Origin of the sequence: Micromonospora sp. URMC 105 (genome assembly GCF_051386295.1) — a bacterium.
GTDB lineage: Bacteria > Actinomycetota > Actinomycetes > Mycobacteriales > Micromonosporaceae > Micromonospora.
Map to the genome: position 1 here is coordinate 17,860 of NZ_JBPQTL010000031.1, position 21,937 is coordinate 39,796.

General features: G+C 72.4%; 22 protein-coding genes. 10 read left to right on the forward strand and 12 right to left on the reverse strand.

Annotated features, from left to right (window positions below; all coding sequences use genetic code 11):
* Positions 1–47: 47 nt before the first annotated feature.
* Positions 48–1,010 (forward strand): AraC family transcriptional regulator, encoded by a 963-nt coding sequence (locus tag ACSNN7_RS13025; RefSeq protein ID WP_436680999.1) that lies wholly within the window; start codon positions 48–50, stop codon positions 1,008–1,010.
* Positions 1,011–1,019: 9 nt separating this feature from the next.
* On the opposite strand, the gene ACSNN7_RS13030 is transcribed toward ACSNN7_RS13025, so the two are convergent.
* From ACSNN7_RS13030 to ACSNN7_RS13050, 5 genes are all read right to left on the reverse strand, one after another.
* Positions 1,020–1,322, reverse strand: a complete 303-nt coding sequence (locus tag ACSNN7_RS13030) for a GNAT family N-acetyltransferase (protein ID WP_436681000.1) — start codon at positions 1,320–1,322, stop codon at positions 1,020–1,022.
* 103 nt (positions 1,323–1,425) lie between these two features.
* Positions 1,426–2,709 (reverse strand): multidrug effflux MFS transporter, encoded by a 1,284-nt coding sequence (locus tag ACSNN7_RS13035; RefSeq protein ID WP_436681001.1) that lies wholly within the window; start codon positions 2,707–2,709, stop codon positions 1,426–1,428.
* Positions 2,710–2,902: 193 nt separating this feature from the next.
* Positions 2,903–3,340, reverse strand: a complete 438-nt coding sequence (locus ACSNN7_RS13040) for a hypothetical protein (protein ID WP_436681002.1) — start codon at positions 3,338–3,340, stop codon at positions 2,903–2,905.
* A gap of 733 nt (positions 3,341–4,073) precedes the next feature.
* A complete protein-coding gene (pdxY, locus tag ACSNN7_RS13045) occupies positions 4,074–4,925 on the reverse strand; it encodes a pyridoxal kinase PdxY (protein WP_436681003.1) in 852 nt (283 codons plus the stop codon).
* A 181-nt stretch (positions 4,926–5,106) separates the two neighbouring features.
* On the reverse strand, positions 5,107–5,562 hold the full coding sequence (locus tag ACSNN7_RS13050) for a DUF4383 domain-containing protein (protein ID WP_436681004.1): 456 nt from the start codon (positions 5,560–5,562) through the stop codon (positions 5,107–5,109).
* A 319-nt stretch (positions 5,563–5,881) separates the two neighbouring features.
* Between ACSNN7_RS13050 and ACSNN7_RS13055 the strand changes: the two genes are divergently transcribed.
* A complete protein-coding gene (locus ACSNN7_RS13055; RefSeq protein WP_436681005.1) occupies positions 5,882–6,211 on the forward strand; it encodes an STAS domain-containing protein in 330 nt (109 codons plus the stop codon).
* 60 nt (positions 6,212–6,271) lie between these two features.
* Here the strand turns inward: ACSNN7_RS13055 and ACSNN7_RS13060 are convergent, their stop codons facing one another.
* Positions 6,272–6,763 (reverse strand): hypothetical protein, encoded by a 492-nt coding sequence (locus ACSNN7_RS13060; RefSeq protein WP_436681006.1) that lies wholly within the window; start codon positions 6,761–6,763, stop codon positions 6,272–6,274.
* 383 nt (positions 6,764–7,146) lie between these two features.
* On the opposite strand from ACSNN7_RS13060, the gene ACSNN7_RS13065 reads away from it, so the two are divergent.
* From ACSNN7_RS13065 to ACSNN7_RS13080, 4 genes are all read left to right on the forward strand, one after another.
* The gene (locus ACSNN7_RS13065) at positions 7,147–8,364 is read left to right on the forward strand and encodes a hypothetical protein (RefSeq protein ID WP_436681007.1); all 1,218 of its coding nucleotides are present in this window, start codon (positions 7,147–7,149) and stop codon (positions 8,362–8,364) included.
* Positions 8,357–8,938: a hemerythrin domain-containing protein gene (locus ACSNN7_RS13070; protein WP_436681008.1), complete on the forward strand. Its 582-nt coding sequence runs from the start codon at positions 8,357–8,359 to the stop codon at positions 8,936–8,938. The genes ACSNN7_RS13065 and ACSNN7_RS13070 overlap by 8 nt, the downstream gene beginning before the upstream one ends.
* 40 nt (positions 8,939–8,978) lie before the next feature.
* Complete coding sequence (locus ACSNN7_RS13075; protein ID WP_436681009.1) at positions 8,979–9,878, forward strand: SDR family oxidoreductase; 900 nt, start codon at positions 8,979–8,981, stop codon at positions 9,876–9,878.
* Between the two features lie 150 nt (positions 9,879–10,028).
* Positions 10,029–10,682, forward strand: a complete 654-nt coding sequence (locus tag ACSNN7_RS13080) for an ATP-dependent endonuclease (RefSeq protein ID WP_436681010.1) — start codon at positions 10,029–10,031, stop codon at positions 10,680–10,682.
* Between the two features lie 39 nt (positions 10,683–10,721).
* Here the strand turns inward: ACSNN7_RS13080 and ACSNN7_RS13085 are convergent, their stop codons facing one another.
* Positions 10,722–11,693, reverse strand: coding sequence for a quinone oxidoreductase family protein (locus tag ACSNN7_RS13085; protein WP_436681011.1), 972 nt, complete (start codon positions 11,691–11,693; stop codon positions 10,722–10,724).
* A 367-nt stretch (positions 11,694–12,060) separates the two neighbouring features.
* Here ACSNN7_RS13085 and ACSNN7_RS13090 point away from each other — a divergent pair, with 367 nt between their 5' ends.
* On the forward strand, positions 12,061–12,972 hold the full coding sequence (locus ACSNN7_RS13090) for an endonuclease/exonuclease/phosphatase family protein (protein WP_436681012.1): 912 nt from the start codon (positions 12,061–12,063) through the stop codon (positions 12,970–12,972).
* Here the strand turns inward: ACSNN7_RS13090 and ACSNN7_RS13095 are convergent.
* Positions 12,959–13,318 carry an MmcQ/YjbR family DNA-binding protein gene (locus tag ACSNN7_RS13095; protein ID WP_436681013.1) on the reverse strand — a complete coding sequence of 120 codons (360 nt, stop codon included), beginning with the start codon at positions 13,316–13,318 and terminating at the stop codon, positions 12,959–12,961. The genes ACSNN7_RS13090 and ACSNN7_RS13095 overlap by 14 nt on opposite strands.
* Before the next feature lie 71 nt (positions 13,319–13,389).
* Positions 13,390–14,256 carry an alpha/beta fold hydrolase gene (locus ACSNN7_RS13100; protein ID WP_436681014.1) on the reverse strand — a complete coding sequence of 289 codons (867 nt, stop codon included), beginning with the start codon at positions 14,254–14,256 and terminating at the stop codon, positions 13,390–13,392.
* 281 nt (positions 14,257–14,537) lie between these two features.
* Between ACSNN7_RS13100 and ACSNN7_RS13105 the strand changes: the two genes are divergently transcribed.
* Positions 14,538–15,488 (forward strand): NADP-dependent oxidoreductase, encoded by a 951-nt coding sequence (locus ACSNN7_RS13105; RefSeq protein WP_436681015.1) that lies wholly within the window; start codon positions 14,538–14,540, stop codon positions 15,486–15,488.
* Positions 15,489–15,521: 33 nt separating this feature from the next.
* Positions 15,522–17,378 carry a glycoside hydrolase family 15 protein gene (locus ACSNN7_RS13110; protein WP_436681016.1) on the forward strand — a complete coding sequence of 619 codons (1,857 nt, stop codon included), beginning with the start codon at positions 15,522–15,524 and terminating at the stop codon, positions 17,376–17,378.
* A 5-nt stretch (positions 17,379–17,383) separates the two neighbouring features.
* Here the strand turns inward: ACSNN7_RS13110 and ACSNN7_RS13115 are convergent, their stop codons facing one another.
* From ACSNN7_RS13115 to ACSNN7_RS13125, 3 genes are all read right to left on the reverse strand, one after another.
* Positions 17,384–18,352: an SDR family NAD(P)-dependent oxidoreductase gene (locus tag ACSNN7_RS13115; RefSeq protein WP_436681017.1), complete on the reverse strand. Its 969-nt coding sequence runs from the start codon at positions 18,350–18,352 to the stop codon at positions 17,384–17,386.
* 139 nt (positions 18,353–18,491) lie between these two features.
* Positions 18,492–18,713 carry a hypothetical protein gene (locus ACSNN7_RS13120; RefSeq protein WP_436681018.1) on the reverse strand — a complete coding sequence of 74 codons (222 nt, stop codon included), beginning with the start codon at positions 18,711–18,713 and terminating at the stop codon, positions 18,492–18,494.
* A gap of 67 nt (positions 18,714–18,780) precedes the next feature.
* Positions 18,781–20,328 (reverse strand): glycerol-3-phosphate dehydrogenase/oxidase, encoded by a 1,548-nt coding sequence (locus tag ACSNN7_RS13125; RefSeq protein WP_436681019.1) that lies wholly within the window; start codon positions 20,326–20,328, stop codon positions 18,781–18,783.
* Between the two features lie 46 nt (positions 20,329–20,374).
* Between ACSNN7_RS13125 and ACSNN7_RS13130 the strand changes: the two genes are divergently transcribed.
* A complete protein-coding gene (locus tag ACSNN7_RS13130) occupies positions 20,375–21,937 on the forward strand; it encodes an FAD-binding oxidoreductase (RefSeq protein WP_436681020.1) in 1,563 nt (520 codons plus the stop codon).

Sequence of the window (21,937 nt, forward strand, 5' to 3'; positions counted from 1 at the left end):
CACGGCCACGTTCTAGGGTTGGCGACAAACCGGGCGGGAGGTGCCAGATGGATGCCGCGACGGTCCGGACCGACGACGTCGAGCACGCCCGCGCGGAGGTGGGGCGCGTCTTCTGTCCGCACCGGCTGATCCCGCAGTCCGGTGTTCGCGACGTCCGGCTGCGGATGGAGGCTCGCCGGGTGGGCGGCGTGGGCATCGTCGACCTGGACTACGGGCGGGCCGTGCGGATCCAGCCCGCGCCGCTGGAGAACTTCTACCTGGTGCAGATCCCCCGCGAGGGCAGCACGCTGGTCCGTCACGCCGGCCACACCGTGACCTCGACGCCCGACGTCGCCTCCGTCCTCTCGCCCTACGACGCCTCGGACATGCACTGGTCCGAGGCGTCACCGCACCGGATCTTCTACGCCGACCGGCAGGCCGTGCACCGGGAACTCGCCCGGCTGCTGGGCCGCCCGGTGGACGGCCCGGTCCGCTTCGACGTCGGCATGACCATGAGCACCGCCACCGCGCAGGCGTGGACCCGCGGGGTGGACTTCCTCGCCGAGGAACTGTCGCAGCCGGCGGACGCGTCCCTCCTCGACCACCCTCAGGTCGCCGGCCGCTTCGAGCAGGCACTCATCGGCAAGCTGTTGCTGGCCCACCGGCACACCTACACCGACCTGCTGGCCGAGCCGGCCCACCACCCGGCCCCCGGGCGGCTGGTCCGGCGCGCCTGCGCCCTGATCAAGGACCACCACGGCGAGGCACTGACGGTCGGCGACGTCGCGGAGGCGCTCGGAGTGAGCGTACGGACGCTGCAGGACTGCTTCCGCCGGGAGTTGCAGACCACGCCGACGGCGTACCTGCGCGCGTGCCGGCTCGACGCGGTGCACCAGGCGCTGCGCGCGGCCGGCCCCGGGGCGTCGGTGACGACCATTGCGCTGCAGCACGGGTTCGCCCACCTCGGCCGCTTCGCCACCGAGTACCGGACCCGTTTCGGGGAGTCGCCCTCGACGACCCTGCGTCGCTGACCTCGGCGCCTACTTGACCTTGCGGGTCGACCGCACCACGATGCTCTCGTACTCGGGGTGCGTGCCCAGCCATTTGCTGAGGAACGGGCAGATCGGCACCACCGTCCGGCCCCGGTCCCGCGCGTCGTCCATCACCGCACGGGCGAGCAGCGATCCGACGCCCCTGCCTTCGAACTCCGGATCGACCTTGGTGTGCGTGTAGGCGATGATGTTGCCGGTCAGCTGGTAGGTCACCACCCCGGCCACCGCGCCCGACTCGTCCCGCGCCTCGAATCGCTCCCGCGCGGGCGCGTCAGTAACCGTGAACTCCACCCGACCATCGAAGCACGACGGCCGTCGGCGCTGCGTGTGATGCCCGCAACGCCGAGGCGTCCGCTCCCGGACCCGGTGCCCGGGGCGGACCCTGCCGCAGCCGTCAGTGCGCCGCCACGACCACCGCTTCCGGCTGGAGGGCGACGAGCCGGGCCGGCCGCACCACGACGAGCAGGACCACCATCGCTGCCACCATGCCACCGGCGACGACGAGGGACATGGCCACCGCGCCGGTGCCGAGCACGCCCACCAGGGGTGCGGCCAGCGCGCCGACACCGAACTGCACCGCACCGAGCAGGGCGGACGCCGTACCGGCCGCCTCGCCGTGCCGGGACAGCGCCAGGGCGGGCGCGTTCGGGATCGCGAGGCCGGCCGCCGCGAGCACCACCCACAGCGACACCAGCAGGCTGGGCAGCCCGCCGAGGCCGGTGGCGGCGAAGGCGAGCAGCGCCAGCCCGGCCAGCGTCCCCACGCTGAGGGCGGCGACGAGGATCCCCTGCGGCGAGTAGCGTCGCAGCAGCCGTACGTTGAACTGGGTCGCCGCGATCAGCCCGACCGCGCCCGCGCCGAAGGCCAGCCCGAACTGCTGCTCGTCCAGCCCGTACTGCTCCTGCAGGACGAACGACGACCCGGCGACGTAGGCGAAGAGCGCCGCCATGGCCAGGCCGGCGACCAGCACCAGGCCCACGAAGGTACGGTCCCGCAGCAGCGAGCCGTACACGGTCAGCGTCGCCACCACCCCGCCGCGGCGGCGCCGCTCGGCCGGCAGCGTCTCGCGGAGGCCGACCATCGCGACCACGACGAGCAGCACACCCATGGCGGCGAGGGCCACGAACACCCCGCGCCAGTCCGTCCAGCGCAGCAGCGCGCCACCGAGGGTCGGCGCGAGGATCGGCGCCGCCCCCATGACGAGCAGCAGCCGGGAGAGCAGCTTGGCGAAGGCCGCGCCGTCGAAGAGGTCGCGGACCACGGCCATCGCGACCACGGAGGCCGCCGCCACGCCGAGTCCCTGCACCACCCGCAGGGCACCGAGAACCGCGATGTTCGGTGCGACGACGCAGAGCACCGACGCCACGACGTGCAGCGCGATGCCGGCGATCAGCGGCGCGCGCCGACCGACGGCGTCGGAGAGCGGGCCGATCAGCAACTGACCGACCGCGAGGCCCGCCAGCGTGCCGGTGAGGGTCAGTTGGACCGCCGCCGCCGTGGTGTGGAAATCGGCGGCGATCGCGGGCAGCGCGGGCAGGTACATGTCGATGGTCAGCGGGCCCACCGCGATCAGCGACCCGAGGACGAGGACGAGCTGCAGCCGTTGCCGCGGGCTGAGCAGGTCACCCGCCGTCGGCGGGACGGACGCAGCGTCCGGGGCGTCGACGGTGGCGGTCATCGGATCGTCTCCGTCCGGCCGTCGCGCAGCCGGGCCGGGAGCAGTTCAGCAGTCACACCTGGCTGCAAACCCGGAATCGTCGATCTGATTCCCCGTGGGGGCAGAGGTATCCGAGGTCACAACCGGCCCGGCCGCGGTCACCCGGGGGCCGCCGGTGCCCGGGCCGCGCCGGCGGCGCGGCCCGAGATCCGGGTCAGTCGACCGGCGGGACGTACGTGTCGCAGGCCCGGCCCCGCTCGGCCCGGGCCACCGTGGTGCCGACGCAGAGCCGCAGCTGCGGCTTGGACCCACCGAACATCAGATTGGCCCGGGTCTGGGCGGTCGTCTTACCGGGGGCGCACAGCGAGGCGAAGGTCCGCCAGACGAGCTCGTCGGCCGGACCGTTGGTGGCGATCTGGACCACACCGCACCGACCGGGGGCGTTGACCGCGAGCGTCCCGTTGACCGCCACCGGCGGCACCGGCCGCTCCGGGATGCTCATCATCATGTCGTAGCTGCCGTAGGCGCTGACCCCGGCACGCTCCAGTGCGAAGTCGCTGTCGCCGGCGGCCGCCGCGGGTGACGCGCCGGCCACGAGGGCGACACCGGTGACGGCGACCGCACCGAGCATCCTGATACCGAGTGACGTCATTGTGCACTCCTTTCGAAAGGCCCGCCGATCGGGCGGGTGTGAATGGGCGGCTTCCCCGTGGTCACACGCCGAGGGTGAATGGCACGACCACGATTGACGGAAAGCCCGACGGCGCCGGCCGCGTGATGATTCGTCGGCGCCGGCCACGATGAGATCGCATCACCGATAGGCGGTCAAGGAGCCGACGGGCGCGGGAGACGCCGCGACGAGCGCGGCGGGACAATTCCGCTGTTCAGCGTCGGCGGCCCCGGCAATAAGCACGGGCGGATGTGGCATTCTTCACTGCGGCAGCGCCCCGCACCATTTCACGATTGTCGCAGCGAATTCTCTTCGCCCACATATTCTTTGCCCGGAGGGGCGCACCGCCTCCTCGGGCAGCCCAGTTCCCGCCCGGGTGGCCTGTCCCCCGCTCGGTCCGCACAGCGACGCGGGCGGCGAGTTCGCCGGCCGCCGCTTGGACGAAAGCACGGTGACGAAAGGGAGTTCTTTCTGCCCTGCCGACCGAACAATGACGATTGATACACGGTGAACCGCGCCTTTGGAAAACCCCAGCCGGTCACGGGTCACCGCGGTGGGAAATGTTCAAGGCTTCGACATGACCGATCGCGTGATCTCCACGGCCCGGCTCGTGACACCGCGAATTGAAGCAAATGTGAACGCCGGCCACCAATGGGTGGCCGGCGTCAGGTGGGCGGTATCGAGAACGCAAGGACCGGCGGGTCAGCAGGTCAGGTCAGCGCAGCCGCCGGGCGGCGAACCTGGCCGGCGGCGCGGCGATCGCGTCCTGGGCGGCGATCAACTGGATCTCCCGGGTGCCCGCCGCGAGGGTCGCCTCCAGGACGGCGAAGACGGAGGCGATGGTGCGTTCCAGCGCCGTCGCGGGCGAACCCGTCGTCCGCAGGTGCGCGAGGTACAGCGCCGCGGTGACGTCGCCGCCGCCGTTGGGGTTGATCGGCAGCAGCGGCGTGGTCACCGCCCAGGCGCCCTCGTCCGAGACGGCGACCACCTCGAGCGAGCCCGTCGGCACGTCGCCGTGGAGCACGCTGGTGACCAGGACGTGCCGCGGTCCCGTCTCGCGCACCACGTCGACCGCCGCCAGCAACTCGGGCAGGGAGGTCGTCGTACGGCCGGCGAGGAAGTCCAGCTCGAAATGGTTCGGGGTGATGATGTCGGCGCGCGGGACGACGGTGTCGCGCAGGTACTCCGGGATGCCCGGCCGCACGAACATGCCACGGCCGATGTCGCCCATCACCGGGTCGCAGCAGTACACCGCGTCCGGGTTGGCCGCCTTGACCTGCTCCACCGCGTCGAGGATCACCGCGCCCATCGCCGGGTCACCCTGGTAGCCGGAGAGCACGGCGTCGGCGCTGCCGAGGACCCCCCGGTCGGCGATGCCGGTGATCACGTCGGCCACGTCGGCCGGCGCCAGCAGCGGCCCCCGCCACGCGCCGTACCCGGTGTGGTTGGAGAAGTGCACGGTCAGTACCGGCCAGACCTCGTGCCCGAGCCGCTGAAGGGGGAAGACGGCCGCCGAGTTGCCGACGTGGCCGTAGGCGACCGAGGACTGGATGGACAGGATCTTCACCGGCTCATCATGGCGGGCCACGCCGGCGCTCGTGCGTACTGCCCGCCGTTTCTGTCGGGTGACCCACTTCCGGGGCGTCCTCGGACGTGGGTCACGGACTCGCGGCCCGCAGGGCCGGGGTGGCGGGAGAGCCGCCACCCCGGCTGTGCCTCGACCCGGGTGGTGAGCCGAGGCACCCGGGTCAGCGACGGTCGGCAGGCCGGCGGGTCAGGGCCAGGCCGAGGGCGATCATGCCGAGGCCGAGGAACAGGTGCAGCCAGTTGTCCGCGCCGTTGAGCGGCACGAAGTTGGCGCCGCTCTCGTGGTCGATGACCAGACCGTAGAGCCAGAGCACCAGGTAGACCGCGCCGCCGCCGATCAGGTAGCCACGGGCACCGGAGATGGTGCGGGCCAGCGCGAGCCCGGCGACGCCGAACGCGAGGTGCACCAGATTGTGCAGGATGGACACCTGGAAGAGCCCGAGCAGCTTCGCCTCGGACTCGTGCCCGGCGAACATCATGGTGTCGTAGTCGCTGGTAATGCCGGGGATGAAGCCGAGCACCCCGACCAGCAGGAAGACCGCGCCGACGGCCTGGGCGGCCGTACGTACCGGGTGCTTGGCGGCGGTGGCGGCGCCGGAACCGGACCTGTTAACCATCTCGTCTACCTCCATCGAAGGGCATGCGCGTCCGTGTTGCCCTCGTCGTCGCACCCGAAACCGGTGTGACAGTGAATCTGCGCCGACCGTGACACGGCGGAGGTGTACGGCCGAGCCGGTCCGGGTAGGACCACCTCGGGTCAAGACATGCGCCCTCCAGTGCCCGCCCTGCCGCAGCTCCCACCGTGGCGACGGGCCATCCCGATGGAAAGCCGGAGGGGCCATGTCGATAGACCGGATACCTCGCACCCGTCAGATCCGCCGACCCGCTGCCGCCGGCGACCGCGCCCGGCTCCGTAAGCCGATCATGTCGTTGGCCTTGACCACCGACGGCGCGACGAAGCTGATCACCGTCTCGGGTGACGTCGACATGAGCAATGCCCATCTGCTCACGGAACTGGTGGAGTTCGTCTGCCGCCCGCCGTCGCCGGCGATCGTGGTGGATCTCTCCGCGGTGAGGTCCTTCAGCGCACACGGCGTGAGCGCCCTGCTTCAGTCCCTGGACATCGCCGCCACGGCCGAAGCCGCGCTGCTCCTGCGCGATCCCGCACCGTGCGTCACCGGCATCCTCGCCACCAGCGGCGCCCTGCAGAGCTTCGCGCTCACCACGGGCGCTCCCGAGGATGCCACCACCTGCGATGGCCGTTGACCGTGGTGCTGCCCCTGACGATGGTGCGCGCCATGCCGCGAGACAGCGCCCGGTGAGCGGCTAGGCCCGCCGCGCCCGCACGCCGTAGGCGGCGCCGCGCGGCAGCGGGCCGACGTCGGCGTGGCGGCCCGGGCGCAGCGCCGCGTGCCGCTGGCCGGGACCGGCGCCGTCGCGGGCGGCGAGGATGTCCGCGACCGCTCCGGTGACGAAGCCGTAGACGGACTTGTGCAGTACGTCGACGGCGAGTTCGGCGCGTGGCCAGGTCTGCGGCGGCGCCCCCACCCCGGTGGCGTTCTCCAGGATCTGGTCGTTGGTCAACCGCACCACGGTGAACATCCCCGACGCCCACGCGCCCCGCAGACCGGCCTGCGCCATCATGCTGCGCACCACACCGACGAGCGCGCCCTGGCCGTAGTGCATCGTGAGGTTCCGCCACCGCGGCTGCCGCGCCGGGGCCTCCGGCATGCCGGTGAGCCGCGCCAGTACGCGAGCCGGCACATGGGAGTCGGGCCGCCCGGTCAGCCGCTGCTCGAGCTTCTCCGCCGCGGTCATTACCGCCGCTGCGCACCCGAGGGGGCGGGGCGGCGGAGGTGTAGGACCGGTTGCCGAGGGTAGGGAGTCCGTCGGGTCAAGACATGCGCCCTCCCGTGGTCCACGCCCCTACGATTCGGTCGAGGCGGGTGCCGATCGACAGCGGAGGCGTCATGCCGACAACAGCACTCCCCCCTCTCTCGACGGAGCCGGCGCGGACGCCGCGCCCCGACGTGACCCTTCGGCATCACCCGCTCAGGTTCGGCTCGACCCGAGCGTCGCACCACTGTGTAGCGGGCCTTTCCCCGGCGTGACCTCCTCGACACGGACAGAAATCGCGGGGCGGTGTTTCCCACCCAAACACCCGGGTAGGCCCTACTCACCCCCGAATGAATGGAGAAGGCATGTTCAATCCGTTGGATCACAAAGGGATCCCGCTGGAGAGCCAGATCCGCAACTGGCGTGAACTGAACGTCGAGCCGATCGACCCGGAGGCGGTCGACCCGTACACCCGATGCCGGATCATCACGATGAACGGCATCGAGGTGGAGGCGATCAACTTCCAGCACCAGTTCGCCCGCAACTGCCCGGACCAGGAGGTGCGCCGGCAGCTGGCCTACGTCCGGTACGTGGAGAGCCAGCAGCAGCGGGTGGTGAACTGGCTGCTGCCCGGCGTGGCGAGCGTGCTGGAGACGACGCTCGGCTACGAGCAGGTGGCGGTCGACCTCACGGCGTGGGTGGCGCGGCACGAGCCCGATCCGTACCTGAAGCAGGCGTACGAGTTCGGCGTGCTGGAGGACTTCGACCACCTGTACCGGTACGCCAACCTCTACGAGATGGTCGAGCGGCGCAAGGCCGAGAAGATTGTGAACGGGCTGACCGAGGTCATGCCGGGGCGGCCGACCGTGCAGGAGCACCGGCACCCGTTCGACGAGGTCCGCACCCCGTACGACCGCAACTCCGTGGACCCGCGCTCCAAGCTGCACGCGCTGACGATCCTCTCGGCCGAGCAGCAGGTGATGTTCTACTACATGAACGTCGGCCCGCAGTACATGGAGCCGATCGCCCGGCAGCTCTACCAGGAGATCAGCCTCATCGAGCAGGAGCACGTCACCCACTACGAGTCGCTGGTGGACCCGGGCGAGAGCTGGTGGGAGCGGCTGCTGACGCACGAGTACAACGAGTGCTGGCTCTACTACTCCTTCCTGCAGCAGGAGAGCGACCCGCGGATCAAGGCGGTCTGGGAGCTGCACCTGCAGATGGAGCTGGCCCACCTCCAGCAGGCGGCCGACCTGCTGCGCCGGCACGACGGCCGCGAGCCGGAGGAGATCGTCGGCAGCGCCGGTCTGCCCGAGCCGCTGACCTTCGAACCCAACAAGGAGTACCTGCGCCACCTGCTGGCCACCCAGGTCGACCTGACCAAGCTCGGTGAAGGGTACGTCCGGGAGGCGCACGAGCGGTTCGAGTGGATGCAGCAGCAGCTGCACGACGGCCAGCAGCCGCCCAGCGAGCAGGTCGTCGACATGCACCGGGAGCGGTTCGGCGACGAGTACCGCATCGAGACCGAGGGACCGCATCCGGTCGAGGGGCTGCGCGCCCGGGAGGGGAGCCGCAGTGCCTGACACCGACGCCCCGGCCACCCCCGGCCCCGAGGAGGACGTGGTCGACCTGCTGCTCGCCCAGCACGCGCAGATCGAGCAGCTCTTCCTGCTCGTCATCGGCAGCACCGGCGAGACCCGGCGCGACGCCTTCGACGACCTGGTCAAGCTGCTCGCCGCGCACGAGACCGCCGAGGAGGAGGTCGTGCACCCCCTCGCCCGGAACCTGCCCGGCGGTGGCGGCGACGCGATGGTCGACGACCGGCTGGACGAGGAGCGGCAGGCCAAGGAGACGTTGAAGACGCTGATCGCCGGCGGCGTGGACGCGGACGGCTTCGACACCGGGATCATCCTGCTGCGCGACGCCGTGCTCACCCACGCCCGCTACGAGGAGCGCTACGAGTTCCCGCAGCTGCGCCAGCACGTGCCCGCCGGCCGGCTGCGCTCCCTGGCCGCCGCCGTACGCGCCGCGGAGGCCACCGCGCCGACCCGGCCGCACCCGAGTGCCCAGTCCGCCAAGGGCAACCTGGCCGCCGGCCCCGCGCTGGCGGTCATCGACCGCGTCCGTGACGCGGTCCGCAAGCCGTCCGACAGCTGACCCCGGCCGGCCCGCGGAACTCACCAGAAAGGACAGAGCGTTGAGCGGCAACCAGTATCAGGAGCAGGACCCCCAGGAGCAGTACCGCGGGCCCGACGAGCAGACCGGTGGCCAGCAGTCGGCCCCCGGTACCACCCGGGAGATGCCGGACGAGCCCGACCACGGCGAGGAGAGCTACCAGGGCACCGGCCGGCTGACCGGCAAGCGCGCGGTGATCACCGGTGGTGATTCCGGCATCGGCCGGGCGGTCGCCATCGCCTTCGCCCGCGAGGGCGCCGACGTGCTGATCGCCTACCTGCCCGAGGAGGAGGACGACGCGCGGCAGACCGCGCAGCTGGTCGAGAAGGCCGGCCGCAAGGCGGTGACCGTCGCCGGGGACATCCGCGACGAGGCGCACTGCGAGGAGATCATCTCGCGGGCGGTCAGCGAACTCGGCGGTCTGGACATCCTGGTCAACAACGCGGCCTACCAGATGTCGCAGCCGGGCGGCATCACCGACATCAGCACCGAGCAGTTCGACCGGGTCATGAAGACCAACCTGTACGCCATGTTCTGGCTCTCCAAGGCGGCCGTGCCCCACCTGCGGCCCGGCTCCACCATCATCAACACCGCGTCGATCCAGGGCTACCAGCCCTCCCCCGACCTGCTCGACTACGCCACCACGAAGGCCGCCATCATCGCCTTCACCAAGGGCCTCGGCGAGAACCTGGCCGCCCAGGGCATCCGGGTCAACGCCGTCGCCCCCGGACCGATCTGGACCCCGCTGATCCCGGCCACCATGCCGGAGGAGAAGGTCGAGTCGTTCGGCAAGGACGTCCCGCTGGGCCGCGCCGGCCAGCCGGCCGAACTCGCCCCGGCGTACGTCTTCTTCGCCTCGCAGGAGTCCAGCTACATCACCGGCGAGGTGCTCGGCGTCACCGGCGGCAAGCCGCTGGCCTGACGCCACCCGATCCGCCGGCCGGCCGCCCACCCCTCGGTGGGCGGCCGGCCCCGTCACGGTCGCCGGCTGGACGGCCTCGCCGCCGTCGAGCGCTCGGGCCGGCACGATTTCCGGTGGCGCTGCAAAGCGGCCGTTGCGAGACTCTCCGCTGTGCGAGAGCCGGACCGTTTCCGAGCCGCCGTCAGCAGGTGGGCGGCCGGCGGCGCCGGCTCCGCGGCGGCCGCCACCGTGGCCCGCGAGCTGGCCGGGGACGGCCTGACCACGGTCGTCCTCGTCGAAGGGGTCAGCGACCAGAGCGCGGTGGAGGCGCTGGCTGCTCGGCACGGCCGGGACCTGGCCGGCGAGGGCGTGTGCGTCCTGCCGATCGGGGGCGCGATGGGCGTCGGCCGGTTCCTGCGGCTCTTCGGCGCGCAGGGGCTCACCGTGAACGTGCGGGGGCTCTGCGACGAGGCCGAGGAGGGCTGGTTCCGGCGCGGGCTGGAGCAGGCGGGCGCCGGTGCCGGCCTGACCCGGTCCGCAATGGAGGCGCTCGGCTTCTACGTGTGCGTCGCCGACCTCGAGGACGAACTGATCCGCGCGCTCGGCACGACGGGTGTCGAGCACGTCCTCGCCGTCGAAGGGGACCTGGCGAGGTTCCGGGTCTTCCAGAACCAGCCCGCGCAGCGCGGGCGAACGATCGAGCGGCAACTGCGCCGCTTCATGGGTACGACCAGCGGCCGCAAGGCGCGGTACGCCCGCGCCCTCGTCCGCGCCCTCGACCCGCAGCGCATTCCCCGGCCGCTGGAGCAGCTGCTCGCCCCCTGACCAGCCACGCCGGGCCGATCGCAGGTACGCCGGCCGGGGTCAGGACACCGTGAGCAGCAGCCGGCCCACGAAGGAGGTCTGCAGCCGACGGTGCGCCTCGGCCGCCTGTCCCAGCGGGAACTTCTCGGCGACGTGCACCTGGAACGGTGCCGCCTCGATGAGCTCGTTGAGGCGCTGCAACTGGCGGGGGCCGGTCTCGCCGTCGTACGCCCGGACCGTCACGCCGGGCCGCTCGCCCGGCTCGGGTTGCACCCCGTGGGGGTACCCGAGCACCCCGCCGTCGCGCAGCGCCTCGGCGAGCTTGTCCAGCGTCCTGCCGCCGACCATGGCGAGCAGGCCGTCGACGCCGTCCGGCGCCACCTCCCGGATCCGCCCGAGCACCGCATCGAGGTCACCGTGACCGTCGAGGGCCACATCGGCGCCGAGGCGGGTCACCAGCGCCACGCCCTCCGCCCCGGACGCCACGGCGACCACGTTGAGCCCCTGCCGCTTGGCCAGCTGCACGGCCAGGTGGCCCTGCCCGCCGCTCGCACCGAAGATCAGCAGCCAGGCGCCGGCGGGAAGTCCGAGCACGTCCAGTCCCGTCAGGGCGGTCAGCGCGTCGGTCGGCATGGCCCCGGCGTGCTCCACCGACAGGCCCGCCGGCAGCTTCGCGACGTACTGCGCCTTGGTCGCCGCGTACTCGGCGTAGAAGCCGCCCTTCGGCCGGGTGTAGCCGTACACGTAGATCATGTCGCCTACGGCGACGTTGCTCACCTGCCCGCCGACGGCGGCGACGGTGCCGGCGGCCTCGGCGCCCGGCACCATCGGAAACGAGGCGCCCTCGGGCACCAGCGCGCCCTCCCGGTGCAAGGCGTCCCACACCCCCACGCCGGCGCTCCACACCTTGACCAGTACCTCGTCGTCGCCGATCTTCGGCACCGGCAGTAAGCGCAGAGTGATCACCTCCGGACCGCCGAACTCGTCGAAGCCCGCGGCCTGCATCCGCTCCGGCACGTCGCCGTCCGCCATCTGGAATCCTCTCCGCCCCGCCTGCCGTGCCGGCACCGGCATCGTCGAACGCAGCATGCCGTGCCCCCGTCGCCGCGGGTTCCGGCCCGAGCGGCGTTCACCCGGTCGGGCTACCGCTGCGGACGGCCGGTGTCCCCGACCCGCCGGTTCGCACCGGTCCCGGGATCGATCGGCAGCGGTAAGATCGCTGCCACCCCGGCGAAGACTGTCGCCTCCCCCACCCGGAGTCCGCATGTCCGCGCAGCCAGCCGCCGACGTCACCCGCTCCCGCGGGCATCGCCTGCCGCACGGTCCCGGCCCGGTCGGATTCCTTCGTCGGCGCCGGGCCGATGGTTCTTACCGAGGCCTGCGCCGAGCCCTGGCCGTCGTGTGCCTGATCGCCGCGGCCGGGGTGCCGGCCGGATCGTCGGTGGCCGACACCACCGCTTCCACGACCCTGCGGGTGCTCCAGCTGAACCTCTGCAACAGCGGCCGCGCCGGCTGCTACACCGGCCGATCGGTGACCGAGGCCGCCGAGGTGATCAGCGCCGAGGTGCCCGACCTGGTCACCCTCAACGAGATCTGTCAGGACGACGTGGACACGCTGGAGCGCCCGTTCGCGGGCGTCCATCCCGGCGGCACAGTCGTGTCCGCCTTCAAGGCGGCTGGTGACCGCCCCAGCGGCGCCGTCACCCGCTGCCGTAACGGCCAGCCGTACGGCATCGGCCTGCTGGCCCGTCTTCAGTCGCCGTACCCGCGGCACACGGTGCACAGCGGGATCCACCCGACGCAGGACGTCACGGACCCGGAGGAACGGGCCTGGCTCTGCGTCCATGTTCCCGGGGCGTTGCACGCCTGCACCACACACCTGGCGGCCACCAGCGCCCCGGTCGCCCTCGCCCAGTGCGCCCACCTGCTCGGCACCGTCGTACCGGAGATCCGCAGGAGCGCCGGATACGCGCCCACCGTGCTGGGCGGAGACCTCAACCTCCGGTACGGCGGCTCCCCCGACGTCCGGTCGTGCGTGCCGCCGGGCTATCTGCGGATCGACGACGGCGCGGTGCAACAGCTCATGGCGACAACCGACGTCACGATCTGCTGCAGCAGGTCGATCGGCATGCGCGGGGCGACCGACCACCCGGGACTCCTGGCCACCCTCACGATCGACGGCCGGCGGCCCGCCTGGGCCGCCACCGCGCTGCGCCGGGCGCCGGCCCGCGTCGCCGTCGAGCCCGCCGAGAGGTCACCGGGCAGGCCACTGCCCGACAGCGCCGGTCAGCCCGCCGTCACCGGTCGCTGACGAGCGCGTCCGGGGCCCGCATCCGCCAGGCGTCGGTGACCAGCTCCCCCAGGCGCTCGACATCGACCTTCGCCAGCCGCAGCATCACCAGCGGCCACCCGTCGTAGCCGGGCGTGGTGAAGAAGAGGTCGGGCTCGCCGAGGAGGAGGGCCTGCTTCTCGGCCTCGTCACCGACGAAGAGCACCGCTATGTCGGTCCGGATCACCCGTGGCCTGCCCGGCCTGCGCTCCGGGTAGGACCAGACGAATCCCTTGTCGGCGACCCGGAAGTCGAAGCCATCGCTGTCGACCTCCACGACGTGCGGCAGGGCCAGGGCTATGCGACGGACGTCATCGGCGTCAGCCATCGGCGTCCCTCCCGGATCGGATCCTCACAGGGGTGGAGGTTACGCGCCGGCACCGACATCGCGGCGAGGGTTCAGGCCAGGGTGCGGCCGAGGAATCCCCGGATGTACCCGGCGATCACGTCCAGGTGGCTGTCCAGCGCGAAGTGCCCGGCGTCGATGAGATGGATCTCGGCGTCCGGGAGGTCCCGCTGGTACGCGGTGGCGCCCGGCGCGATGAAGATCTCGTCGTTGCGGCCCCAGACCGCGAGCAGCGGAACCTTGCTGTCCCGGAAGTACTGCTGTGCCTTGGGGTAGAGGTCGAGGTTCGTCTTGTAGTCGACTACCAGTTGCTTCTGGATGTCGATGTTGCCGGGCCGATCGATGATGCTCTGGGCGTGCTGCCAGCCGTCGGGGCTCACCAGGGTCGGGTCGGGCACCCCGTGGTAGAACTGCCAGCGGGTGGTCTCGGGGGTGAGCACCTTCTCGAGACCGGGCGTCGTCTCGGGTCCCGGATCCTTCGCGTAGGCGAACAGCGGCGCCCAGAACTTCTCGCCGAAGCCGTCCATGTAGGCGTTGCCGCTCTGGGTGATGATCGCGCTGATGCTCTGCGGATCGCGCAGCGCCAGCCGCAGGCCGACCGGTGCGCCGTAGTCGTGCATGTAGAACGCGAACTTCTTGATCTTGAGGTGGGCGAGGAGCTTCGCCGTGACGTCGGCCAGCGCGTCGAAGGTGTAGGGGAAGGACTCCGGCGGCGGTGCCGCGGAAGAGCCGTAACCGATCATGTCGGGGGCGACGACGTGGTAGCGGTCCCCCAGCAGGGGGATCAGGTCACGGAACATGAACGAGCTGCTCGGGAAGCCGTGCAGCAGCACGAGCGCGGGCGCCTGCGGCGGGCCGGCCTCCCGGAAGAAGACGTCCAAGCCGTCGATCTGCGTGGTGCGGTGGTGCACGGGCACCATGCCGTTCCTCCTGGTCAGCCTGGGGGTGTCCGACGTCGGCACCGCTCTGCGGGTGTGCCTGCTCAGCCGGTTCGAGTATCACGGCCGGCACCGCCCCCACCGGGCGCCGGACGGCAGCGTCATCCTTACGGGTACCGGCCGGACGACCGCGCCGGCGCCTGGTCCGGCGGGTGCCCGACGCGTGACCGGCAGGGGATCGCGGAAGTCCCGCAGGCTGCCACTGAACCCTCGGATAATGCGGGAGTGAGGCTGTGCGCCGGTCCGGAAGGAGCAGCCGTCGGATGAGCACGATGCACGCCGTGAGAGCTCACGCCAGGGGCGGTCCCGAGCAGCTCGTGTACGAGGAGGCGCCACGTCCCGAGCCGGGGCCCGGTGAGGTGCTGGTGGCCGTGAAGGCCGCCTCCATGACACCCCACGAACTCACCTGGCCGGAAACCTGGACGTACCGCTCGGACGGGACGGGGCCCGAGCGCACCCCGATCATCCCGTCGCACGAGTTCTCCGGGATCGTCGCGGCGTCGGGCCCCGGGGTGCAGAGCCCCGCGGAGGGAGAGGCCGTCTACGGCTTGATCCCCTTCACTCGCAACGGGGCGGCCGCCGAGTACGTCGTGCTGCCCGCAGACATCGTGGCGGCCAAACCCGCCACGATCGACCACGACCACACCGCGGCGCTGCCACTGGCCGCGCTGAGCGCCTGGCAGGCCCTGGTCGACCACGCCGGCCTGCGGGCCGGCCAGCACGTGCTGGTGCAGGGCGGCGCCGGCGGCGTGGGGAGCTACGTGGTGCAGCTCGCGGCCGGCCTCGGTGCGCACGTGAGCGCCACGGCGGCGGCGGCCGACCTGGAGTTCGTGAAGGATCTCGGCGCCGAGCAGGCCATCGACTACGCGCAGGACCGCTTCGAGGATCACGTCCGGGACGTGGACGTCGTCGTCGACATGGTCGGGGGATCCACCCAGTCGCGATCGTGGTCGGTCCTGAAGCCCGGCGGCATCCTGGTCACCCTCTCCACGCCTCCGGACCAGGAGGAGGCGGCTCGGCACGGTGTCCGGGGGGTGTACTTCATCGTCGAGCCCGACCGGGACGCGTTGCGCTCCATCGCCGAACTCGTCGACGACGGCCGGTTGCGGCCGGTGGTGGACCGCGTCCTGCCCCTCGCCGAGACACGCTCGGGTTACCAGGCGCTCGAGACGGGCAAACGCCGCGGCAAGATCGTCATCCACGTCGCCGACTAGGCATGCTCCTGGCCGGTCCGGGTAGTCGGGCGGGTGCCGTACGCATCCATTGGTGACCATGGTTTCCTGGCCGATGGCCTCAGCGCCGTCCTGGTGGACCGTGGTGGCTCCGTCAACTGGTGGTGTCCCACGCGGTTCGACGGCCCGTCGGTGTTCGGACGACTGCTCGACGAGGGCGCAGGGCACTGGACGATCCGGCCCGAGGGCGACTTCAGCGTCGATCGTGCCTACCTGGCCAATTCACTCGTGCTCCGTACCGTCTTCACCACCGCGACCGGATCCGTCGCGGTGACCGACGCCCTGGCGCTGGCGCCCGGGGCGCGGGGCCACGACGTCGGGTGGGGGTCGCCCCGGGTGCTGGCGCGCGTCGTGCGCGGGCTCTCGGGTGAGGTGCGGATGGTCGTGCACTACCAACCACGGTTCGAGTACGGCCGGGTGACACCGCGTCTGATGCAGCAGGACGGCGCCCTGGTCGCCAGCGCCGGCGCAGATCGTCTCGACCTGCGTTCCGGCACACCCCTGTCGCCCACCTCGGGCGAGGCGCGCGGCGCCTTCACCGTGCGCGCCGGCGAGGTTCGGGAGTTCACCCTCGGCTACGCGCCGGCGTACGGCGCCGGTCCGCCCGCGGTGCTGGGGGCCGAAGATGTGGTGGCGAACGCGGTCGCCGGCTGGCGGTCCTGGACCGACCTCCACCCCTACCGGGGCCGGTATGCCGAGCAGGTCCAGCTCAGCGCGTTGGTGGTGCAGGGCATGACGTACCGGCCCAGTGGCGCCGTGGTGGCGGCGGCGAGCACCTCCCTGCCGGAGGAGCTGGGCGGTCAGCGCAACTACGACTACCGCTACGTGTGGGTGCGGGACTTCAGCTTCACCCTTGAGGCGCTCTGGCGGACGGGCTGCTCGGAGGAGGTCAACCGACAGTTCGGGTGGATGGCCCGGTCGATGGGCGTGGCCGAGGACCCGACGGTGCCCATCATGTACGGCGTCGAGGGCGAGCGTGATCTCACCGAACACAGCCTTGAGCACCTGGCGGGCTACGCCGACAGCAGGCCGGTGTTGATCGGCAACGACGCATGGCAGCAACGGCAGACCGATGTGCTCGGGGAGGTGCTCTGCGCGGCCTGGCTGATGCGGGAGCACCTCGACCCGATGGAGCCGGAGATCCGCCGGCTGCTGCGGGCGCTGGCCGACCGGGCGGCGCGGGAGTGGCGGCTTCCGGACTCCGGGATGTGGGAGGCGCGTGGCCCGGAGCACCACTACGTGTCGTCGAAGGTGCAGTGCTGGACGGCCCTGGACCGGGCGGTCCGCTTCGGCGCCCGGCTCGCTGCCCGCGAGGACGTCGCCCGCTGGGCGGCGGCCCGGGACGAGGTGCGGCGAGAGGTGCTGGCCCGGGGCTGGAACGACCGGATCGGGGCCTTCACCGGCACCTTCGACAGCGACGACCTGGATGCCTCGGCGCTGCTGATGCCCCTGGTCGGGTTCCTCCCCGGCGACGACCCCCGGATACGCTCCACGATCGCGGTGGTCGAGCAACGGCTGGCCCACGACGGCCTGCTGCGCCGCTGGGAGGGCGATCCCGCCGGCTTCCTCATCTGTTCCTTCTGGCTGGTGGGCTGCCTGGCGCTGGCCGGCGAACGGGAGCGCGCCACCCAGCTCTTCGAGCGGCTCGCCGACCAGGTCAACGACCTGGGCCTCTTCGCCGAGCAACTCGACCCGTTCACCGGGCAACCGCTCGGCAACTTCCCGCAGGCCTTCTCGCACATCGGCCTCATCAACGCAGCGGTGGGACTCGCCGACCTGGACGCCGGGCAGCCGACGCTGTCCCCGGCGCCGGAGCGGGGCATCCCCGCCGACTGGGGCCAGCGGTTACCGGGCGGCACACCGACACTGTGAGCGCATCAGGCAGGCCGGCCTTCGTTCAGCATGGCCACCGAGACGTCCCACAGCCGTTCGGCGTTGCCGGGGTCGAGGGCGTAGTCGGCCACGCCGGTCCACTCGATCTGATCCTTGACGAGCTCGGGATCGTACGGCTCGGCCTCGTTGACGTTCTCGAAGTAGCGCCCACCGACCCCTTCGAGCAGGGGCGAGGCCGCGGCCAGGACCGACGTGGCGGCGCCCTGCTCGACGGTCTTCCACGGATAGCGATCGAAGATCGCCTGGATCTCGGGGTCGGGATCGGTCTGGTGACGCTGGAGATTGGTACGGATGCCGCCGGGCATGACGGCGTTGGCGGTGATCCCGGAGGCCGCCCAGCGTCGGGTCGCCTCGACCGCGAAGAGGACGTTGGCGGTCTTGGACTGCCCGTACGCCGTCCAAGGGTCGTACTGCCGGCTCGTGTAGTGGATGTCCTCGAAGACCACCGGCGACTGCAGGTGCCCGTTCGAACTCACCGCCACGATCCGGGCGTTGCCGGCCGCGGCCAGCCAGTCGTGCAGACCGCAGGCCAGCCCGAAATGCCCCAGGTGATTCGTGGCGAACTGCAGCTCCCAGCCCTCCGGCGTGCGCTGCGGCTCGGGCAGCGCCATGATTCCGGCGTTGTTGACCAGGATGTGCAGCGGACCGCGCCACGCCGCCGCGAACGCCGCGACCGAGGAGCGATCGGACAGGTCGAGCGGCGCGACGGCAAGCCCCCGGTTCCCCGTGTTCCTGGCGATCTCGGCGGCTGCCCGCTCGCCGGCCGCGACGTCGCGGACCGCCAGGGTGACCTCAGCCCCTGCCGCGGCCAGGGCGCGGGCCGTCTCGGTGCCGATGCCGGAAGCGGCGCCGGTGACGACGGCCCGCTTGCCGGTCAGGTCGACGCCGGCGAGGACGTCGTCGGCGGTCGACTGACGGTCGAACGGCGTGGTGATTCGTCTGTTCTCGGTCACGATGATCGGTCCTGAGGATCGTGGCGATCTGGGCATGACATGACAGCAGCGGCGCGGTGCCGCCCCCTGGGAACGCATCACCAACGTACTGGCCCACAGCCGCGCGGCGGCCCCGAACGGGCAGGGCAGCGCCGCCCACCTACAGGCGGGCGCCCGCCCCGACGGCCAGCACCAGCAGCAGCAGGGCGCCCGTGGCGGCGCTGAGCACGGCGACCCGCGACGCGCGCACGGGACGGGCGGCCAGCCGATGCGTCCCGAAGGCGTACACGGCACCGCCGCACGCCGACAACGCGGCAACGGTCATCAGGAGCAGCACGCCGTCCGGCATCACCTGGTCGCCGCCTTCCCTCTCGTGCCTCACCCCCAGCCAACCTCCCCTCGCCGTCGAGCGCCTGAAAACCCGTGGAACAACAGGTGTGCGGGGGATTTCATCCGCCCGCCGACGCAGGGTCCGCGTCGGCAGCCAGCGCGAGAACCTCCCGCGCCACGGGGAGCGCGGCCTCGCGGTGCGCCGCGACGAGTCCGATCCGGGTGCGGCGGTCGAGCAGGTCGTCGACGGTGAGGGCGAGTTCGTGGCGGGCGGCCCAGAGCAGTTCGGCGCCGGTGACCGGGATGTCGGGGCCGATCGGCCGACGGAGTTCGGCCGGCGCCTCGGCCAGCACGGCGACCGCTTCGGTGCCGTACCGCGCAACGAGCCGGCGCGGCGCGGGGACCCGGGCCAACTGGGCCCGGCTCGCGGCGCCGGGCAGCGGAAGACGGCGGGTACGGCAGGCGCCGGCGGCGAGGCGGCGCCGGCGGACGGCGGTGTCGACGGCGTCCTGCGCCATCCGCCGGTAGGTGGTCAGCTTGCCGCCGACCACGCTGATGATCCCGTCCGGGTCGTCGATGACGGCGTGCCGGCGGGAGAGGTCGGCGGTGCGGGCGTCCGCGTCGGCGAGCAGCGGACGGAGTCCCGCGAAGGCGCCGAGCACGTCGCTGGGGCGCAGGGGCTGGTCGAGGACGCTGTTGAGCACGTCGAGCAGGAATGCGATGTCGGCGTCGGCGGGCTCCGGCACGTCCGGCACCGGTCCGTCCAGCGCTTCGTCGGTCAGCCCGGCGTAGACCAGGCCGTCGGTCTGGGGCAGGGCGAAGACGTAGCGGGTGAACTGCCCGGGCACCGGGATGGTCAGGCCGGTCCAGAGCCCGCCCAGGCGGGCGGCGGACAGGACGATGTGGGTGCCGCGGGAGGGGCGCAGGCGTACGTGCGGCGTCAGGTCGCTCGCCCACACTCCGGCGGCGTTGATCACGACGCGCGCGGTGACGTGCAGCCGGGCCCCGGTGCGGGTGTCCTCGATGGTGGCGCCGTCGCGGTGCAGTTCGGTGGCCCGGCAGCGGGGCAGGATGCGGGCGGATCGCGCCGCGGCGGCGCGGGCCAGGCCGACGACCAGCCGGGCGTCGTCGCAGAGCTGGCCGTCCCAGGACAGGTGGGCTCCGCGGAGGCCGGCCGGGCGCAGCGCCGGTGCCATCGCGCTCGCCTCGGCCGGGCCGAGCCGGCGGGTGCCCGGCAGGGTCCGGCGGGAGGTTCCGGCACAGGTGCGCAAGAGGTCTCCGGCCCGCAGGCCGGCGGCCGCGGCGCGGTCCTGCCAACCGGTGGTGTAGCCGGTGGCGGCGAGCAGCATCGGCAGCGGGCGCGTCAGGTGCGGGGCGGTCCGGGTCAGCAGGACGTGGCGTTCGACGGCGCTCTCGTAGGCGATTCCGACCTGGCCGTGGGCGAGGTAGCGCAGGCCGCCGTGGACGAGCTTGGAGCTCCACCGGGAGGTGCCGTGGGCGAGGTCGTTGGCGTCGACGGCGACCACGGACAGGCCGCGGCTCGCGGCGTCGAGCGCCACCCCGGCGCCGGTGACGCCCAGCCCGACGACGAGGACGTCGACGACGTTGCCGGCGGCCAGCTCGGTCAGGTCCCGCTCACGGCCTGCGCCGGTCAGCGATGCGTTCACACGCCCTCCTTGCGCTCAAGTGACATTCGATGTAACTCTGTCACACATGGATGTACAAGGGGAAGCGTCGAGCACCGGCTGGGCCCGCTGGGGAACCGCCAAGGACGTGCAGCTGCCGGACTCCGCGTCGCGACTGCTGGCGCAGGTGCTCGACCTGACGCCCCCGCCGTCGGTCGTGGCACTGGCGGCGGTTGCGGTGCCGGACTGCGAGCTGGACGGCGCGGTCCTCGACGCGCTGCGGCAGGTGGTCGGCGACGGGCACGTGATCACCACCCAGGAGGCGCGGGTACGCCACGCCTCGGGAATGTCGACGCCGGACCTGCTGCGGGAACGGCACGGTGACGTACGCCGGGCCCCGCAGGCGGTGATCCGCCCGGCCGACCACGACCAGGTGGTCGCCGTCCTCGACGTCTGCTCCCGGCTCGGGGTGGCCGTGGTCCCCTTCGGTGGCGGCACCTCGGTGGTGGGTGGGCTGACCCCCTCCGCGGCTCGGCACGTCGCCCTCGACCTGGGCCGGCTGAACCAGCTCCTCGCCGTCGACCCGGTGTCCCGGACCGCCACCCTGCAGGCGGGGCTGCGCGCCCCGCAGGCCACCGAACTGCTGGCCGAGCACGGGTTCACCCTCGGCCACGTCCCCCAGTCGTACGAGTACGCCACCATCGGCGGATTCGCCGCCACCCGCTCGTCCGGCCAGGCGTCGGCCGGCTACGGCCGCTTCGACGACATGGTGATGGGGTTGACCGTCGCCACGCCCCGGGGCACGGTCCGAGTGGGCCGGGCACCCGCCTCGGCCGCCGGTCCAGACCTGCGGCAGCTCTTCCTGGGCAGCGAGGGGACGCTCGGCGTCATCACCGACGTCACCGTGCGGGTACGTCCGCTGCCCGCGCGGTCACACTACGAGGGCTGGCGGTTCGAGTCGTTCGCCGACGGCCTGCACGCGGTACGCCGGCTGGCGCAGGACGGACCGCGCCCCACGCTGCTGCGGCTCTCCGACGAGATGGAGACCATGATCGGGGCGGCGGGCTCCGGACGCTCGGAGGGAGGCTGCCTGCTGGTCGCCGGGTACGAGGGCGAGGCGGTCCTGCCCACCGTCGAGGCCGCCGCCGACGTGCTGACCGCGCACGGCGGGGTGCCGCTGGGTGAGGAGGCCGGGCAGCAGTGGGCACGGCACCGCTTCGACGCCCCCTACCTGCGGGACGCGCTGCTGGACGCCGGGGCGTTCGCGGAGACGCTGGAGACCGCGGCGTACTGGTCGGCGCTGCCGGAGGTGCACGGCCGGGTCCGCCAGGCGATCGTCGACGCGCTGCCCGACGGGGCGCTGGTGCTGGGTCACGTCTCCCACGTCTACGAGACCGGCGCCTCGCTGTACTTCACGGTGATCTGCTCGCCCGGATCGGACCCGATCGGCCGCTGGCGGGCGGCGAAGGCGGCGGCCAGCGAGGCGATCGCCGCCACCGGCGCCACGATCAGCCACCACCACGGAGTCGGCGCGGACCACCGCAGCTGGTACGCCGCCGAGATCGGCGACGTCGCCGTGGACCTGCTCCGGGCGGTCAAGCAGCATCTGGACCCGGCGGGCATCCTCAACCCCGGCATCCTGGTGCCGTGA